This window comes from Rhizobium sp. L9 (genome assembly GCF_002531885.1).
GTDB lineage: Bacteria > Pseudomonadota > Alphaproteobacteria > Rhizobiales > Rhizobiaceae > Rhizobium.
In genome coordinates this window covers 17,234-33,384 of sequence record NZ_NWSZ01000006.1, presented here as the reverse complement: position 1 = coordinate 33,384, position 16,151 = coordinate 17,234, and the positions used below count along the sequence as shown (strand labels likewise).

The window sequence follows — 16,151 nt, the reverse complement described above, 5'->3', positions numbered from 1 at the left end:
TGAAATCAGGGAAATTTGTGCCAGTGGCAGACACGTCCCAGCTTACTTCTGGTGTTGCAGAGCGCTATGCCTCGTCGCTTTTCGAGCTGGCGCTCGAAGAGGGTGCCGTCGCTACCGTAACTGCAGACCTTGACCGTTTCCAGGCGATGCTGGGTGAGAGCGATGATTTGAAGCGCTTCATACTGAGCCCGGTTTTCTCTGCCGAGGACCAGCTGAAGGCCATCGTCGCCATCAGTGAAAAGGCCGGCATCTCGGGCTTCTTCGCCAACTTCCTGAAGGTCGTGGCGCGCAACCGCCGCCTCTTCGCTCTGCCCGGCATGATCAAGGCCTTCCGGCTGATCGCCGCCAATCATCGCGGCGAAATTTCTGCCGAGGTCACCTCGGCCCATGCTCTCTCAGCAGAGCAGGAAAATGAATTGAAGGCGGCGCTGAAGGGCGTCACCGGCAAAGACGTGGCAATTGCTGTCACGGTTGATCCGTCAATTCTTGGTGGTCTGATCGTCAAGGTCGGGTCCCGTCAGATTGATACGTCTCTTCGTACCAAACTCTCTACCCTTAAGCTTGCATTGAAAGAGGTCGGCTGATGGATATCCGCGCCGCGGAAATTTCCGCAATTCTCAAAGACCAGATCAAAAATTTCGGCAAAGAGGCAGAAGTCTCGGAAGTCGGCCAGGTTCTCTCCGTCGGTGACGGTATCGCTCGCGTTTACGGTCTGGACAATGTTCAGGCTGGTGAAATGGTCGAGTTTCCCGGCGGCATCCGCGGCATGGCCCTGAACCTTGAATCCGACAACGTTGGTGTCGTTATTTTCGGCTCCGACCGCGACATCAAGGAAGGCGACACCGTCAAGCGCACCGGCGCCATCGTCGACGTGCCGGTCGGTCCGGAGCTGCTCGGCCGCGTCGTCGACGCTCTCGGCAACCCGATCGACGGCAAGGGCCCGATAAACGCGACCCGCCGTGCGCGCGTTGACGTCAAGGCTCCAGGCATCATTCCGCGCAAGTCGGTTCACGAGCCGATGTCGACCGGCCTCAAGGCCATCGACGCTCTGATCCCCGTCGGCCGCGGCCAGCGCGAGCTCGTCATCGGCGACCGCCAGACCGGCAAGACCGCCATCCTGCTCGACACCTTCCTGAACCAGAAGCCAATCCACGACAACGGCCCCGACAACGACAAGCTCTACTGCGTCTACGTCGCCGTCGGCCAGAAGCGCTCCACGGTTGCCCAGTTCGTCAAGGTTCTCGAAGAGCGCGGCGCCCTGAAGTACTCGATCATCGTCGCTGCGACCGCTTCCGATCCGGCTCCGATGCAGTTCCTCGCTCCGTTCGCAGGTTGCGCAATGGGCGAATACTTCCGCGACAACGCTCAGCACGCGCTGATCGGCTATGACGACCTGTCCAAGCAGGCTGTCGCTTACCGTCAGATGTCGCTGCTGCTGCGCCGTCCGCCGGGCCGCGAAGCCTATCCGGGCGACGTTTTCTACCTGCATTCGCGCCTGCTCGAGCGCGCCGCAAAGATGAACGACGACAAGGGCGCCGGTTCGCTGACCGCTCTGCCTGTCATCGAAACGCAGGGCAACGACGTTTCGGCCTTCATTCCAACCAACGTGATCTCGATCACCGACGGTCAGATCTTCCTTGAAACCGACCTGTTCTACCAGGGTATCCGCCCGGCCGTTAACGTCGGCCTGTCGGTTTCGCGCGTCGGTTCCTCAGCCCAGATCAAGGCGATGAAGCAGGTTGCCGGTTCGATCAAGGGCGAACTCGCCCAGTATCGCGAGATGGCCGCCTTCGCCCAGTTCGGTTCGGACCTCGACGCTGCGACGCAGCGCCTCTTGAACCGCGGTGCACGCCTGACCGAACTCCTGAAGCAGCCGCAGTTCTCGCCGCTGAAGACGGAAGAGCAGGTCGCCGTGATTTTCGCAGGTGTCAATGGCTACCTCGACAAGCTGCCGGTCGCTCAGGTCGGCAAGTTCGAACAGGGCCTGCTGTCCTATCTGCGCTCGGAAGGCTCGGCCATCCTCGATGCGATCCGCACGGAAAAGGCAATCAGCGACGATACTCGGGGCAAGCTCACCGCTGCTCTCGATAGCTTCGCCAAGTCTTTCCAGTAATCGGGCCCAGTTAGGACGGATAACGGATGCCTTCACTTAAGGATCTGAAAAACCGGATCGCCTCCGTCAAGGCGACGCAGAAGATCACCAAGGCGATGAAAATGGTCGCCGCGGCGAAGCTTCGGCGTGCGCAGGAGGCGGCCGAGGCCGCCCGGCCCTATTCGCAGCGCATGGGTGCGGTTCTGGCGAACATTGCCAAGGCCGTCACCGAGGCGGATGGCGCGCCGGCGCTGATGACCGGCACCGGCAAGGACCAGGTCCATCTGCTGGTGGTTTGCACGGCCGAACGCGGTCTTTGCGGCGGTTTCAACTCGCAGATTGCCCGCTTTGCGCGCGACCATGTCCGCAGGCTGCTTGCCGAGGGCAAGACGGTGAAGATCTTCACCGTCGGCAAGAAGGGCTACGATATCCTGCGGCGTGAATATGCATCGCTGATCATCGAGCGCAAGGAACTGCGCGAAGTCAAGAAAATCGGTTTCGAGAATGCCGACCAGATCGGAAAGCGCGTCATCGAGATGTACGAGGCCGGCGAGTTCGACATCTGCACGCTGTTCTACTCCGAGTTCAAGTCGGTCATCTCACAGGTTCCGACCGCCCAGCAACTCATCCCGGCCAAGGCTCCGGAAGCCGTCGCCCAGGATGCAGAACATGCAGGCGCCGTCTATGAATACGAGCCGGATCCGGCGTCGATCCTCGACGACCTGATCCCGCGCAATATCTCCGTCCAGATCTTCCGTGCTCTCCTTGAGAACGTCGCGGGCGAGATGGGCGCCAAGATGAGCGCGATGGACAATGCTACGCGCAATGCCGGTGAGATGATCAACAAGCTGACGCTGAGCTACAACCGTCAGCGTCAGGCTCAGATCACCAAGGAATTGATTGAAATCATTTCGGGCGCGGAAGCGCTCTGAGTTAGGGAAAGAGGGTAAGAATATGGCTGAGGCAGCTACCCGCTCTGTCGGCAAAGTCACCCAGGTTATCGGCGCCGTCGTCGACGTTGCTTTCGAAGGCGAACTGCCGGCGATTTTGAACGCGCTTGAAACCGACAACAACGGCGTCCGCCTGGTTCTCGAAGTCGCTCAGCATCTGGGCGAAAACGAAGTCCGCACCATCGCGATGGACTCGAGCGAAGGCCTCGTTCGCGGCCAGCAGGTCGTCGATACCGGCGCTCCGATCTCGGTTCCCGTCGGCGACGAAACGCTCGGCCGTATCATGAACGTCATCGGCGAGCCGGTCGATGAAGCAGGCCCGCTGACCACCGCTCACAGGCGCGCTATCCACCAGGACGCTCCGGCTTACGTCGAGCAGTCCACGGAAGCGCAGATCCTCGTCACCGGCATCAAGGTCGTCGACCTTCTCGCTCCTTACGCAAAGGGCGGCAAGATCGGCCTGTTCGGCGGCGCCGGCGTCGGCAAGACCGTTCTCATCATGGAGCTGATCAACAACGTCGCCAAGGCGCACGGTGGTTACTCGGTCTTCGCAGGCGTGGGTGAGCGTACCCGCGAAGGCAACGACCTCTACCATGAAATGATCGAATCGGGCGTCAACAAGCATGGTGGTGGCGAAGGCTCCAAGGCTGCGCTCGTTTACGGTCAGATGAACGAACCGCCGGGCGCCCGCGCTCGCGTCGCTCTGACGGGTTTGACGGTTGCAGAACACTTCCGCGACCAGGGCCAGGACGTTCTGTTCTTCGTCGACAACATCTTCCGCTTCACGCAGGCAGGCTCGGAAGTGTCGGCTCTGCTCGGCCGTATTCCTTCGGCCGTGGGTTATCAGCCGACTCTCGCAACCGACATGGGCTCGATGCAGGAACGCATCACCACGACGACGACCGGCTCGATCACCTCGGTTCAGGCCATTTACGTTCCGGCCGACGACTTGACCGACCCGGCACCGGCAACCTCGTTCGCCCACTTGGACGCAACGACCGTTCTGTCGCGCTCGATCGCTGAAAAGGGTATCTACCCGGCCGTCGACCCGCTCGACTCCACCTCGCGCATGCTCGACCCGATGGTCGTCGGCGAAGAGCACTACGAGGTCGCTCGTAAAGTTCAGTCTACGCTGCAGCGCTACAAGGCCCTGCAGGACATCATCGCCATCCTCGGCATGGACGAACTGTCTGAAGAAGACAAGCTGGCCGTCGCCCGCGCCCGCAAGATCGAGCGCTTCCTTTCGCAGCCCTTCTTCGTTGCCGAAGTCTTCACCGGCTCGCCGGGCAAGCTGGTTGCTCTGGAAGACACGATCAAGGGCTTCAAGGGCCTCGTCAACGGTGAATACGACAACCTGCCGGAAGCTGCCTTCTACATGGTCGGTTCGATCGATGAAGCCATCGAAAAGGCCAAGAAGCTCGCTGCTGCTTGATGAGCGACGCTAAGGACGAGATATTCTGCTGCGACTCGCTAAAAGGGGTCGTAGCGGAACTCCCAGAGCCAGCCGCACCGACCATCTACCGTGCCGATAACGGCGTGATCATGATGGTCGTGGGACTGGTTCAGACCGAAGAAGGTCTCGGATATCTCGACCAGGCGATACTGCACTGCCCGTTCTGCGGGACCAAATTGCAAGATGCAAAAGCCATAGCCGAGAAGGTAAGTCACTGATGGCTGACAATTTCAACTTTGAGCTCGTTTCGCCGGAGCGTCTGCTGCTGTCGGAGATGGTGACCGAGGTCGTCATTCCCGCGACTGAGGGCGAGATGACCGTGATGGCGCACCATGCGCCGACGATGACGACGGTCAAGCCGGGTGTCGTGAGCGTGCGTTCAGCTTCTGGGAAGAAGCAGGACTATGTCGTGTTCGGCGGCTTTGCCGACATTCTGCCGACCGGCTGCACGTTGCTGGCAGAGTCCGCCGTTCCAGTCGAGGAACTCCATAAGGACGAACTGACCCGTCGCATCGAGGCAGCCCGCAAGGAACTCGAACATGCCGAGTTGCACGAGCACAAGTCGAAGCTCGAGCATTTCATCATGGAACTGACGCATCTTAGCGGCATCGTCCAGCAGGATTGACCAATCGACGGCTTCGATGAAAGGCGGCCCGCGAGGCCGCTTTTTTGTTTCTGCGAGGGAACTTGAAGCGCCTCATCAAAGATTTGAAAAAGAGCGGGCATTCAAAACCGCTTTTGTCCGGCTCATGACCGAGAGGGCCACATTTGCAGCGCCGCGCGTCTTCAGGGCGCGCAAAGGTGCTACGGCCCTTGATACTCGCGTTGCTGACTTGCTTCTCGCGCTTTAGCGCTTCGTTTGGCTGATGTCCTTTTCGCAGTGTCGCACTTTTGCGCGCGCGACGCTATGGACCAACCAGGAGGGTTCGAGAGCGGTTCAGGTTTTCACCGAAGCGCAGAATCGCCCTAAGATTTCGTTTTACGCGATTCCGAACGGAAAACCGTTCCATACTTTTCCTGGAATTGCCCTAGAAGCCGGTGCCGCCGCGCAGCTCGATGACCAGCGTCTTGAACAGGATTTTCAGGTCGAGCAGCAGACTGAAATGCCTGACATAATAGATATCGCAGGCGATCCGGGCCCGGGCTTGCAGCGGCCGTGCGGTCGGCCCGCGCCAGCCGCGTGTCTGCGCGAGGCCGGTGATGCCGGGGCGCATGACGTGACGATGGTGGTAGTTCGGCACCAATTCTTCGTAGAGCCGGCCGGCTGCGCGCATGTTGATGGCATGGCAGCGCGGCCCGACCAGGGACATGTCGCCCCTGAGGACGTTCAGAAGCTGCGGCAGCTCGTCAATGTTGGTCCTGCGGAGCATAGCGCCGAAGCCGGTCACCCGGCTGTCGCCCTTGACGGTCTGCTGAATGCCGCTGGGATCGCAAGCTTCGATGTGCATCGAGCGGAACTTGAAGACGGTGATCTTCCGCCCGTTCAGGCCCCAACGGATCTGGCGGAAGAATACGGGGCCTCCATCGTCGAGTTTGATGAAAAGAGCGATTGCCAGGAAAAGCGGCGCCAGTACGAGCAGAGCGCTGGCCGAGATGACGATATCAATCAGCCGCTTTACGGCCAATCGCAGAGCCGCCCTCCCTTCGACACCGGAAAAGCTGTCCGGTTGGCGAATGTTGGAGTTCGCTACAACCAGGGTCCGGATTTTGTTCTGACGCTGAGACGAATCGAAGCGTGAACTTATCTTCGAAGTAAAAGCATACATTACTCAATGCCCAGAAGTTTAGATGCGATACTGAACAGCGGGGAGACAGATACATGCTTACGTATGGTTTGTCATCGTTATAAATAAGAAATCGGTAAGCATAAAGACGCCAAAAATGGGAGTATTTCGCGTTAACCTTAATGCCTCTAGTTGAGCGGCGTCCGAAATTATACTTCTAAAGGAGTAGCCCGATGAGGCGGCGCGATGTCAGACGATTGCCAAAATCGATTACTGGTCGTTCCAACAGATAATAACTGAGGCTTGCCACCAGAAAAACGAGCGCCGCTGTCAGTGTGCAGGATTGCATCCAACCGGTGACCACATTCTCGGAGGAGGCGCCGAACGAGCCGGGGTCCAGTCTCTGGATCAATGTCAGGATGATCTCCTGCCAGATGTAAATGCCGAAGGAGATCTTGGCGATGTAGCGGACGGGGGGGTTATCAAGCAGCCTGCCCAGACGCTGCGAATGGCTGAGTGAAACGAGCGCTGTTGCAACGGCCAGTGGGAAGACCGGAAATCCATAGGGGATGTGAAGCCAACCGTAACCTTCGGCCGAGCCGCCTGGGGATATGAGGAGGCGGTAAGCGGCAACCGCGACGGCGAGGAGTGCCGCGGCGTCGAACCAGGGAGATCGTCTTGCGGGCAACATCACTTCGATGCCGGCGGCAAGCGCGCCGAGCGCGAAGACAGCAAAGAAGCCGATCGGATTATAGTTGGGCATCCATTCCTTCGCTCCACCCTGAAGGCCATATGACCAGCCGCGCCCGATATCGTCGAGCGCAAAGAGCCTCAGGATCATCATATGAGCAAGAAGGACGACGGCAATGACGCAGAGCCAGGCGGCGCGGGCGAAGAACGGACGTTGCCGTAGCAGCGGCAGGCGAAACAGCAGGAGAAAGCCGACCGGGAGGAGCACATAGCTGGTGACCTCGAAGGGAATGGACCAGAGCGGCCCATCGGCTTCGACGGGAAAAAACGTGCGCCAATGCCACTGGCTCATGAACAACAGTCCCGAGACGTAGCGGACGACGAGTTCTGGCGTCAGCGGCACGGCAAGCAGCGTCAGGCTAAGGACGAAGCTGACGCTGGTGGCGACCCAGAAGCCCGGAGCGATGCGCGCCAACCTGCGGATGGCGTAGTGCCCAAGGCTGGGCATGGCGCCGCCGGCGTCGAGAGCGTGCCAGAAGGGGCGGGCAAGCAGAAAGCCGCTGAGCACGAAGAAGATGGCGACGCCGAAATTGCCGAAGCGGAGGACGTTTGCCGTCGCCGCCAATTCATCCGGTATTCTGCGCATATCCAGCCGGAGCGCGAGATGATGCGCGAGCACCAACAAGCAGGCCATTGCGCGCAGAAAGTCGGCTCCGGCCAGTCTGTCCTGTGCTCGCATGTCGTTCCCCGCCCTGCCCGATTCGGCTCAAACCGCCCAGGCGCAAAGCATTGCCTGGGAAGACCGCCTCGGCAAGGCCCGGGGCGAGCTCAGCCGAGGAGTTCGTTGGTGTAATAGGTGGAAAAGTCCGGCTTCTCCTTGAGCACGACGCCATTCGCATCGACGAGAATGCCGTTCTCGACCAGGAAAGCGCCAATGGCATCGGCCTTTGCCGGATCAAGCGTGCCGATCACGCCGGCCTCGGATCTCAGGAAATGGCCTTCGATCAACGCCTTCTGAGATGCTCTCACCAGATCCGTGTTCATCAGCGCACCGTTACTTCCTGATATCAGCAGGTCGCAGGCTTCGTCGGGATGATCGATGGAGTAGACATAGCCTTGACGCGTGGCCTGGATGAAGGCGCGCGCGTGTTCTCGACTGGCAGAGAGATAGGCGTCACTGGAAACGATGACTGTCGTCTGCTCGTCGGGAATGCCGTAATCGGAATAGTGGAAGCGGCTGATCTGCCGATTTTCCAGCTCAGCGGCGATGCCCTCCCAGGTGTAGATCTCCAGCGTGAAGTCAATCGAGCCATTGTCCAGCGCCTCATAGGCGGAGGTGCCGAGGGTGACGGTCTTGACGTCGCCCTTGCCGCCGTCATTGCGGATCATCGCCGAGACCAGCGCGCTTTCCCAAGTGCCGCCGAAGCCTCCATAGGTCTTGCCATCGAGATCTCTAGGGCTCTTGATGTCGTCCCGCCCGCCGTTGAAGATCAGGCGTGCGGTTTCCGTCTGGACGACGCCGTAGACCATCTTCACGTCACCGCCGCCAGCACGCTGCGTCAGGGCCTCGATCTCGCTACTGATGCCGAAATCGGCGACCCCGTTTGATACCAGCGTGCCGGCACTCGTGTCGGTAAAGGGTAGAATTTCGACATCGAGGCCGGCGGCCGTGTAGAAGCCCTTCGCCTTGGCGACGTAGATGCCGATGTGATTGGTGTTGGGCGTCCAGTCGAGCGCGATACGAACCTTTGCGGGCGCCGATTGAGCGAAGGCGACGCGGCCGGCGAGGCTTGTCGCGATGGCGGCGAGCATCGTCTGGCGGCGGGTGAGAAGCGGCATGGTGACCTCCTCAGGTCTTTAGAGCATGACGCCGAAAAGTACGGTTTTCGAACGACATCAGACTCTAACTCTTTAAATTGGAACAGGATTCAGATTTTGGGCCGACCGGCCTAAAACCACCCTGTTCTAGCGGATGAAGCAGGGTTTGCAGGATTTCGGTCTCGATCGCCTGGGCCGCCGGCGAACCGAGATCGGCAATGCTTCTCGGGCGGGGCAGGGGAACGCGGAATTCGCGGATGACACGCGCCGGACGGGCAGACAGCACGTAGATCCGGTCGGAGAGAAAAACGGCCTCGCGAACATCGTGGGTGATCAGCAGCGCCGTCCAGCGATGTTCGGTCCACATGCCTTGCAGCCACTCCTGGATCTGCGTGCGGGTCAGCGCATCGAGCGCGCCGAAGGGCTCGTCGAGCAGCAGCATGTCCTGCTCCTGGATGACGGTGCGCAGCAGCGCAGCACGTTGGCGCATGCCGCCGGAAAGAGAGGCGGGGTAGTGATGCTCGAAGCCGGCAAGGCCGAACCGCTCGAAGAGGGGCGCGACAGCGGCGCGTGCAGCCCGGCGAGCCATGCCCTTCACTTCCAGACCGAGCGCGGCATTATCGATGATCCGGCGCCAGGGCATCAGCGCATCGCGTTGTGGCATGAAGGCAAAGGAATGCGGCGTCTGTTCCAGCGCTGCATCGTTGAAAAGCATGGCGCCGGAATCGGGTCGCAGCGCCTGTGTCAGCAGTCTCAGCACGGTCGATTTTCCGGAGCCGGATGGGCCGACGATCGAGACGAACTCGCCGTCTGCGACGGCGAGCGAAATGTCGTCTAGAACTTTCATGCCGTCGAAGGACTTCGAGATGTTGCGCAGCTCAAGCATCTGACCGGTCATCGGCGCCGCTCCTGGGATGGCTGCCAGGGCATGACGAAACGCTGGATAACCAGCGTCAGCGCGAAGAGGCAGAGCGTCAACAGAGCGCTGACGATCACGGCGGCGAGCACGAGATCGGGACGGAAATTGTTCTTGGCGTTGAGGATATAGATGCCGAGGCCGCTTGCAGCGCCGGCATATTCGGCAAAGATCGCGCCGACGACGGCATAGGTGATCGAGATTCGAAGGCCGGCGAAGAAATAGGGCAGCGACGAGGGAAGCCGCGCCAGGCGGAAAATGCGCCAGCGGCTCGCTTTCATCGAATTCAAGAGCTCGGCAATGTCGCGATCGGTCGCCTCATAGCCCTGAAGCAGGGCAACAAGCAGCGGAAAGAAGGTGACGAGCGCCACCAGCAATATCTTCGGCAAAAGGCCGAAACCGAACCAGAGGACGACGAGAGGCGCGATCGCCACCAGCGGCAAAGTCTGGCTGGCGATGAAGATCGGCAGCATTGCCCGGCGCATGAATGGCATGAAATCCATCAGGATCGAAGAGGCGAAGGCGAAGGCGAGCGACAGGGCGAAACCACCGAGTGTCGCTCCGAGCGTCGGCCAGGTGTTTGATATCAGCGCCTCTCGGTTCAGCCAGCCCTGGACAAGGATACGCGAAGGTGCCGGCAGAATGGACGGTTTGATACCGGAAAGATCGACATAGAGTTCCCATGCCGCCAGAAAAGCAAAGCCTGCGAGCAAGGCGGGCATTGCCCGGTACACGGCGAGATAGAGCGTCGCAAGGCGCGAATCCGATGGTCGTGGCGATGTCATCGGCGTTCGATTTCAGGCTTTCGCCGGGCCGTTCGCGCAAACCTGTCGAGGGCATCGGTCTCGATGCGATTTGGGGCGGTTGCCTTGAGGGCATCGATAGGGATGCCGACGGAATTGCCGGACGTCCGGTAGAGTGACACTTGCGCGCCGGAATACATTTGGACCTCGCTCCGCTGGCATTACCCAGATCAGCTTAGAAGGGTCCGGAGGCTTGCGCCTCACATCTCAGCCCCGGCGACACGGAGCTCCCCTGTTATTTCGGCGAAAACTATCATCGGGGTTTTCTTGCCGCAACCGCAAAATTGCAAACCCGTCCGCCCGGTCGGATGGGCGCAGATAAAAAAACACCCGGACGGAGGTCCTGTCCGGGTGTTTTCCGAGGTTCCGTACCTGCCGGGAACGGAACCCGAGCGCTTGTCTTTCAGGCGGCAATATCGGCAGGGGCGATCGGTGCGGGCCGGGCAAGCGCCGACGCCATCATTTCAGCTTGTATGACCGGATGATCTAACTGACGCTCCTTCCTGCGCCTCGTGCTTTACGGCCGGGGAAGCAGCGGTTATAAAACCTCAACTAATATTGAGGTCAATAGGCCATGAATAGGATTTCTGCAACGCCCCTCGGCAGGCTTCTGACGGTCGGCGAAGTGGCGCAACGCAGTGGTCTTGCCGTCTCGGCGCTACATTTCTATGAGGCCAAGGGGCTGATCTCGAGTATCCGCACGCGCGGCAACCAGCGGCGCTACGGACGCGATGTCCTTCGCCGGCTCGGCATCATCAAGGTGGCGCAACGTGTCGGCATTCCGCTTTCGGAAATCCAGACGGCATTTGCCTCCCTGCCGCAGGGGCGCACGCCGACGATTGCCGACTGGCAGACGCTGTCGGCGCGCTGGAAGGATGAACTCGACACGCGAATCAGACGGCTGAGCCTGCTGCGAGACCGTCTGACCGGCTGCATCGGCTGCGGTTGCCTGTCGATCGAAAGCTGTCCGTTGCGCAATCCCTTCGATCAGCTCGGCGAGGAAGGGCCAGGCGCACGGCTGCTGGAGACAGAAATCGAACTATGAACTTTCAGGGAAGAGCGCCAGCCTCTGGCGGAAAGATGATGCCTGCCTTTCTTTCGGCCGGCGCGCTCATATGTTAAGGGCGAATGGCGCAACAGGCGGCATTGTCCGCGAGGAGGACGGCTTCGTGTTCCACCCGAGACTATTCGAAAATCGCAATGTCATCGTAACCGGCGCCGGGCGGGGCATCGGTCTCGAAGTGGCCCGGCAGTTCCTGGACTGCGGCGCGAAGGTGATCGTCCATACCGGACGCAAACCGGGGCGCGATCTGCCGGATTTTCTGCTGACGGCTGAATCCGAAAGACGGGCGCTGTTGCTGCACGCCGATTTCACTGCCGCTGGCGGCGCTGCGCAATTTGCCGAAAATGCGCTTACCTTTTTCGACAAGGTGCATGTGCTCGTCAACAACGCCGGCACCATGCTCGGCCGTTTTCCAGCTGCCACACTGACTGACGCAGATTATGAGGCGATCGTGCGTTTGAACCAGACGTCGGTGGTGGCGCTGACGCGTGCGTTGCTGCCGGCATTGAAGGCGGCGGAAGGCGCTGCCATCGTCAACACCGTTTCAATTTCCGCGCTGACCGGCGGCAGTCCCGGTTCTTCGATTTATTCTGCCTCGAAAGCCTTCGTTTCAACCTATTCCAAGGCGCTTGCCCGCGAGCTCGCGCCGGATGGCATCCGCGTCAATTGTGTCTCGCCCGGAACGATCGAGACGGATTTCCACGAGCGCTATTCCTCCCGCGAAAAGCTGGAGCAGACGAGAAAGTCTATTCCCTTGCAGCGGCTGGGCACAGCGGAGGATTGCGCTCCCGCCTATCTGTTTCTGGCGGCGCCCTCGCTCTCCGGATACATTACCGGCCAGGTCCTCGAGATCAATGGCGGCCAGCTTATCTGCTGATTTAGTTAGACCTTTTTTGACATTTCATCACTTTTGGCAAATTCGTGTGTGCGAATATGCTATTGTGCTGATCTGCCTTTTTGCTTCCCTTCCGAGATGTCGAATGCCATTGCCCAAGCCCGAGCCGGGAATGTCCGGTCAGGAACTGCACAAACTCGCTGGAAACGCTCGTGAGGCGAGCGATCTGCTGAAGGCGCTGGCGCACCAGACCCGACTTCTGATTCTTTGCATACTCGCGACCGAGGAGCGGACGGTGAGTGAAATCGAAAACATCCTCGGCATTCAGCAGGCAATGGTCTCGCAGCAGCTCGCGCGTTTGAGGCTCGAAGGTCTCGTCAATACGCGCCGTCAGGGCAGGCTGGTCTATTACCGTATCGGCAATACAAACGTGCTTGCCTTCCTTGAATCGCTGTTCGATCTTTTTCCGGCTGCTGAAAACAATTAGTACCCGCCCTTGCGGAGCACGGTTGCTGCGTCGAAGATAGCTGATCCGGATGATTTCGCGCCGGATCGGGAGACCGGATGATCGACAAGCTGGAATTTTTCATCGCCCTTGCCAACGAAAAGCATTTCGGCCGCGCCGCGGAGGAGTGCGGGGTGTCCCAGCCGACGCTTTCAGCCGCGATCCGGCAGCTCGAGGATCAGCTTGGTGTCATGCTGGTGCAGCGCGGCTCGCGCTTTCAGGGGCTGACGCCGGAGGGCCAGCGCGTGCTGGAATGGGCCCGGCGCATCGTGGGCGATGCCCGCACCATGCGCGAGGAGATGCGCGCGGCCCGCCGCGGACTTTCCGGCCACATTCGCCTTGCCGCCATTCCGACGGCGCTCGCCATGCTTTCGCGCATCACCACGCCCTTTCAGGAACGCCATCCGGGAGTGACCTTCTCGATCGTCTCGCGGAACTCGCTGCAGGTGCTGAGCATGCTCGAAAATCTCGAAATCGACGCCGGCATCACCTATCTCGAAAACGAGCCGCTCGGCCGGGTCACCAGTGTTCCGCTCTATGCCGAGCGCTATCATCTGATCACGGCTGCAGGCAGCCCGCTATCCGATCGCGACAATGTGACCTGGAAGGAGGTCGGCGATCTTCGGCTTTGTCTATTGACCGCCGACATGCAGAACCGCCGCATCATCAACCGGCATCTGACGGAAGCCGGCGCCACTGTGCATCCGACGCTCGAATCCAATTCGATGATCGTGCTGTTCTCGCATGTCAGGACCGGACGCTGGGCGAGCATCATGCCGCGCAACGTGGCGAAATCCTTTGGTTTTCCGGTGGAGATCCGGATGATTCCGATTGTCGAACCGGAAGCCCACCATCTGGTTGGCCTCGTCGCACCCTATCGGGAGCCCTTCACCCCGCTCGTTTCGGCCCTGCTGCACGAAGCGAGAGTGCTCGTGCGGGACGAGGAACTCTGATAGAAAAAACCTATCAATCCACGAGATAGCTTTATTGATCGTCGTCGGCTTCCCTGAGATGTTGTCTGCACGATGGCGCTCGGCTGGGGAGGCCTGCCATCCCGAAACGAGCGAGCCGCCGGGAGGGCTGCCTGATGACCATTCATATCGCCCAAGGCGATATCGCAGCGCGTACGCGGACCATCGTCGCCGACCTTCGCTTCCTTGAAGGACCGCTGCTTCCCATTCTGCACGAGGTCCAGCGAGAATTCGGTTATGTGCCGCAGGAAGCCCTGCCTGTGATTGCGGAGGAACTGAACCTCTCGCGCGCCGAAGTGCACGGGGTGATGACATTCTACCACGATTATCGCGACCATCCCGCCGGCCGCCATGTGCTGAAGCTCTGTCGCGCCGAGGCCTGCCAGTCGACGGGCGGCGACGCGTTGGCTGATCGCGTCAAGGCGCTGCTCGGGATCGATTTTCATCAGACGACGCTCGACGGCGCCGTGACGCTGGAGCCGGTCTACTGTCTCGGCCTTTGTGCCTGCGCCCCGTCAGCGATGCTCGACGGCGAGGTTTATGGCCGCGTGGACGATCAGATGGCGGCGGAACTCGTTGCGGAGGCACGTCGATGACAGTCAAGATTTATGTTCCGCGCGATGCCGCTGCGCTGGCGCTCGGGGCCGAAAAGGTGGCAAAGGCGATTGCCCAGGAGATCGCCGCCCGCGGCTTCGATGCAGAGATCGTGCGCAACGGCTCGCGCGGAATGTTCTGGCTGGAACCGCTGGTCGAGGTCGAGGCCGCCGGCAAGCGCATCGGCTACGGGCCGGTGAAGGCAAAGGATGTGCCTGCTCTGTTCGACGCCGGAATGCTGAACGGAAGCGGCCATCCGCTCTGTCTCGGGGAGGTTGAAGACCTCCCGTTCCTGAAGGAACAGACCCGCCTGACCTTCGCCCGCTGTGGCATCACCGACCCGCTTTCGCTCGGCGATTATGAGGCGCATGGCGGCCTTGCCGGCCTTCGCCGCGCCGTTTCGATGACGCCTGCCGAAATCGTCAAGGAAGTCACGGATTCCGGCCTGCGCGGACGCGGCGGCGCCGGTTTTCCCACCGGCATCAAGTGGAAGACCGTTCTCGATGCCAGCGGCGAACGCAAATATACCGTCTGCAACGCCGATGAGGGCGATAGCGGCACCTTTGCCGACAGGATGATCATGGAAGGCGATCCCTTCGTCTTGATCGAGGGCATGGCGATTGCGGGGCTCGCGACCGGCGCCACGAAGGGGTTCGTCTACACCCGTTCGGAATATCCGCATGCGATCGCTGTGATGAGCGAGGCCATCGGCATTGCCAGACAGGGCGGCATTCTCGGCCCATCGGTGCTTGGCTCGGGCCGCGCCTTCGATATCGAGGTGCGCACCGGCGCCGGCGCCTATGTCTGCGGTGAAGAAACGGCTCTCTTGAACAGTCTCGAAGGCAAGCGCGGCATCGTGCGCGCCAAGCCGCCGCTGCCGGCGCATAAGGGCCTGTTCGACTGTCCGACCGTCATCAACAATGTGATTTCACTGGCCTCAGTGCCTGTGATCATGGAGAAGGGCGCCGCCTTCTACCGCGATTTCGGCATGGGCCGCTCGCGCGGCACCATTCCGCTGCAGATCGCCGGCAATGTCAGATATGGCGGCCTGTACGAGACCGCCTTCGGTCTTTCGCTCGGCGATATCGTCGACAGGATCGGCGGGGGCACGAGGACCGGCCGGCCGGTCAAGGCGGTTCAGGTCGGCGGGCCGCTCGGCGCCTATTTCCCGCGGGCGCTGTTCGATACGCCTTTCGATTACGAAGCCTTCGCCGCCAAGGACGGGCTGATCGGCCACGCCGGCATCGTCGTCTTCGACGACACGGCCGACATGCTGAAGCAGGCGCGTTTCGCCATGGAATTCTGTGCCGTCGAAAGCTGCGGCAAGTGCACGCCCTGCCGCATCGGTTCGACGCGCGGCGTCGAGACGGTCGACAAGATCGCAGGCGGCATCGAGCCGGAGAAGAACCGGGTACTGCTTGGCGATCTCTGCAATACCATGAAATTCGGGTCGCTCTGTGCGCTTGGCGGTTTCACGCCCTATCCCGTGATGAGCGCCATGACGCATTTCCCGGAAGATTTTTCGCCGGCACCGGTCGTGGAGGCGGCTGAGTGATGGTTTTTTATTCGAAGTTGCCCCTCACCCTAACCCTCTCCCCGCCTGCGGGGAGAGGAGACGTGCCACGAGGTCGCGTATCGAGTGAAGGTGGTGCGGCATACCCGTTCGCCCCGCTTGCGGGGAGAAGGTGCCGGCAGGCGGATGAGCGGCATGCCTCAAGGCGCCCGATACTGAAATCT

The 16,151-nt window shown here is 60.6% G+C and carries 16 protein-coding genes, 1 pseudogene and 1 riboswitch; of the genes and pseudogenes, 12 read left to right on the top strand and 5 right to left on the bottom strand.

The genetic code is table 11. From position 1 onward, the window contains the following. Positions 1–17 precede the first annotated feature (17 nt). From CO660_RS07085 to CO660_RS07060, 6 genes are read left to right on the top strand one after another with little or no spacing between them, the layout of a single operon-like run. Positions 18–584 (top strand): F0F1 ATP synthase subunit delta, encoded by a 567-nt coding sequence (locus tag CO660_RS07085; protein ID WP_097598152.1) that lies wholly within the window; start codon positions 18–20, stop codon positions 582–584. Next, positions 584–2,113 (top strand): F0F1 ATP synthase subunit alpha, encoded by a 1,530-nt coding sequence (atpA, locus tag CO660_RS07080; protein WP_008527976.1) that lies wholly within the window; start codon positions 584–586, stop codon positions 2,111–2,113. The genes CO660_RS07085 and atpA overlap by 1 nt, the downstream gene beginning before the upstream one ends. 26 nt (positions 2,114–2,139) lie before the next feature. Next, the gene (locus CO660_RS07075) at positions 2,140–3,024 is read left to right on the top strand and encodes a F0F1 ATP synthase subunit gamma (RefSeq protein WP_097598151.1); all 885 of its coding nucleotides are present in this window, start codon (positions 2,140–2,142) and stop codon (positions 3,022–3,024) included. Positions 3,025–3,046: 22 nt separating this feature from the next. After that, the gene (gene atpD / locus CO660_RS07070; RefSeq protein WP_097598150.1) at positions 3,047–4,474 is read left to right on the top strand and encodes a F0F1 ATP synthase subunit beta; all 1,428 of its coding nucleotides are present in this window, start codon (positions 3,047–3,049) and stop codon (positions 4,472–4,474) included. Beyond that, positions 4,474–4,713, top strand: a complete 240-nt coding sequence (locus tag CO660_RS07065) for a hypothetical protein (RefSeq protein ID WP_097598149.1) — start codon at positions 4,474–4,476, stop codon at positions 4,711–4,713. Before atpD ends, CO660_RS07065 begins: the two co-directional genes overlap by 1 nt. Next, on the top strand, positions 4,713–5,120 hold the full coding sequence (locus CO660_RS07060) for a F0F1 ATP synthase subunit epsilon (protein WP_085779686.1): 408 nt from the start codon (positions 4,713–4,715) through the stop codon (positions 5,118–5,120). The genes CO660_RS07065 and CO660_RS07060 overlap by 1 nt, the downstream gene beginning before the upstream one ends. Before the next feature lie 403 nt (positions 5,121–5,523). Here CO660_RS07060 and CO660_RS07055 read toward each other — a convergent pair whose 3' ends face one another. From CO660_RS07055 to CO660_RS07035, 5 genes and pseudogenes are all read right to left on the bottom strand, one after another. Beyond that, complete coding sequence (locus CO660_RS07055; protein ID WP_085779685.1) at positions 5,524–6,261, bottom strand: sugar transferase; 738 nt, start codon at positions 6,259–6,261, stop codon at positions 5,524–5,526. Between the two features lie 167 nt (positions 6,262–6,428). Next, positions 6,429–7,648: pseudogene (locus tag CO660_RS07050) on the bottom strand (acyltransferase). 89 nt (positions 7,649–7,737) lie between these two features. Continuing rightward, positions 7,738–8,748: an ABC transporter substrate-binding protein gene (locus tag CO660_RS07045; RefSeq protein WP_097598147.1), complete on the bottom strand. Its 1,011-nt coding sequence runs from the start codon at positions 8,746–8,748 to the stop codon at positions 7,738–7,740. Between the two features lie 64 nt (positions 8,749–8,812). After that, positions 8,813–9,625, bottom strand: a complete 813-nt coding sequence (locus CO660_RS07040) for an ABC transporter ATP-binding protein (protein ID WP_097598146.1) — start codon at positions 9,623–9,625, stop codon at positions 8,813–8,815. Next, positions 9,622–10,428: an ABC transporter permease gene (locus tag CO660_RS07035; RefSeq protein WP_097598145.1), complete on the bottom strand. Its 807-nt coding sequence runs from the start codon at positions 10,426–10,428 to the stop codon at positions 9,622–9,624. Before CO660_RS07035 ends, CO660_RS07040 begins: the two co-directional genes overlap by 4 nt. 148 nt (positions 10,429–10,576) lie before the next feature. Then, positions 10,577–10,690, bottom strand: a riboswitch (TPP riboswitch). Between the two features lie 330 nt (positions 10,691–11,020). On the opposite strand from CO660_RS07035, the gene soxR reads away from it, so the two are divergent. From soxR to CO660_RS07005, 6 genes are all read left to right on the top strand, one after another. Next, entirely contained in the window at positions 11,021–11,491 is a 471-nt protein-coding gene (soxR, locus tag CO660_RS07030) for a redox-sensitive transcriptional activator SoxR (protein ID WP_097598144.1), read from the top strand. 124 nt (positions 11,492–11,615) lie between these two features. Next, positions 11,616–12,386 carry an SDR family oxidoreductase gene (locus CO660_RS07025; RefSeq protein ID WP_097598320.1) on the top strand — a complete coding sequence of 257 codons (771 nt, stop codon included), beginning with the start codon at positions 11,616–11,618 and terminating at the stop codon, positions 12,384–12,386. A 103-nt stretch (positions 12,387–12,489) separates the two neighbouring features. Continuing rightward, positions 12,490–12,831 carry a metalloregulator ArsR/SmtB family transcription factor gene (locus tag CO660_RS07020; RefSeq protein WP_085779680.1) on the top strand — a complete coding sequence of 114 codons (342 nt, stop codon included), beginning with the start codon at positions 12,490–12,492 and terminating at the stop codon, positions 12,829–12,831. 77 nt (positions 12,832–12,908) lie between these two features. Beyond that, positions 12,909–13,802: a LysR family transcriptional regulator gene (locus CO660_RS07015; RefSeq protein ID WP_085779679.1), complete on the top strand. Its 894-nt coding sequence runs from the start codon at positions 12,909–12,911 to the stop codon at positions 13,800–13,802. Positions 13,803–13,936: 134 nt separating this feature from the next. Continuing rightward, positions 13,937–14,416: a formate dehydrogenase subunit gamma gene (locus CO660_RS07010; protein WP_085779678.1), complete on the top strand. Its 480-nt coding sequence runs from the start codon at positions 13,937–13,939 to the stop codon at positions 14,414–14,416. Continuing rightward, positions 14,413–15,969 carry an NADH-quinone oxidoreductase subunit NuoF gene (locus CO660_RS07005; RefSeq protein ID WP_097598143.1) on the top strand — a complete coding sequence of 519 codons (1,557 nt, stop codon included), beginning with the start codon at positions 14,413–14,415 and terminating at the stop codon, positions 15,967–15,969. Before CO660_RS07010 ends, CO660_RS07005 begins: the two co-directional genes overlap by 4 nt. Positions 15,970–16,151: the final 182 nt, after the last annotated feature.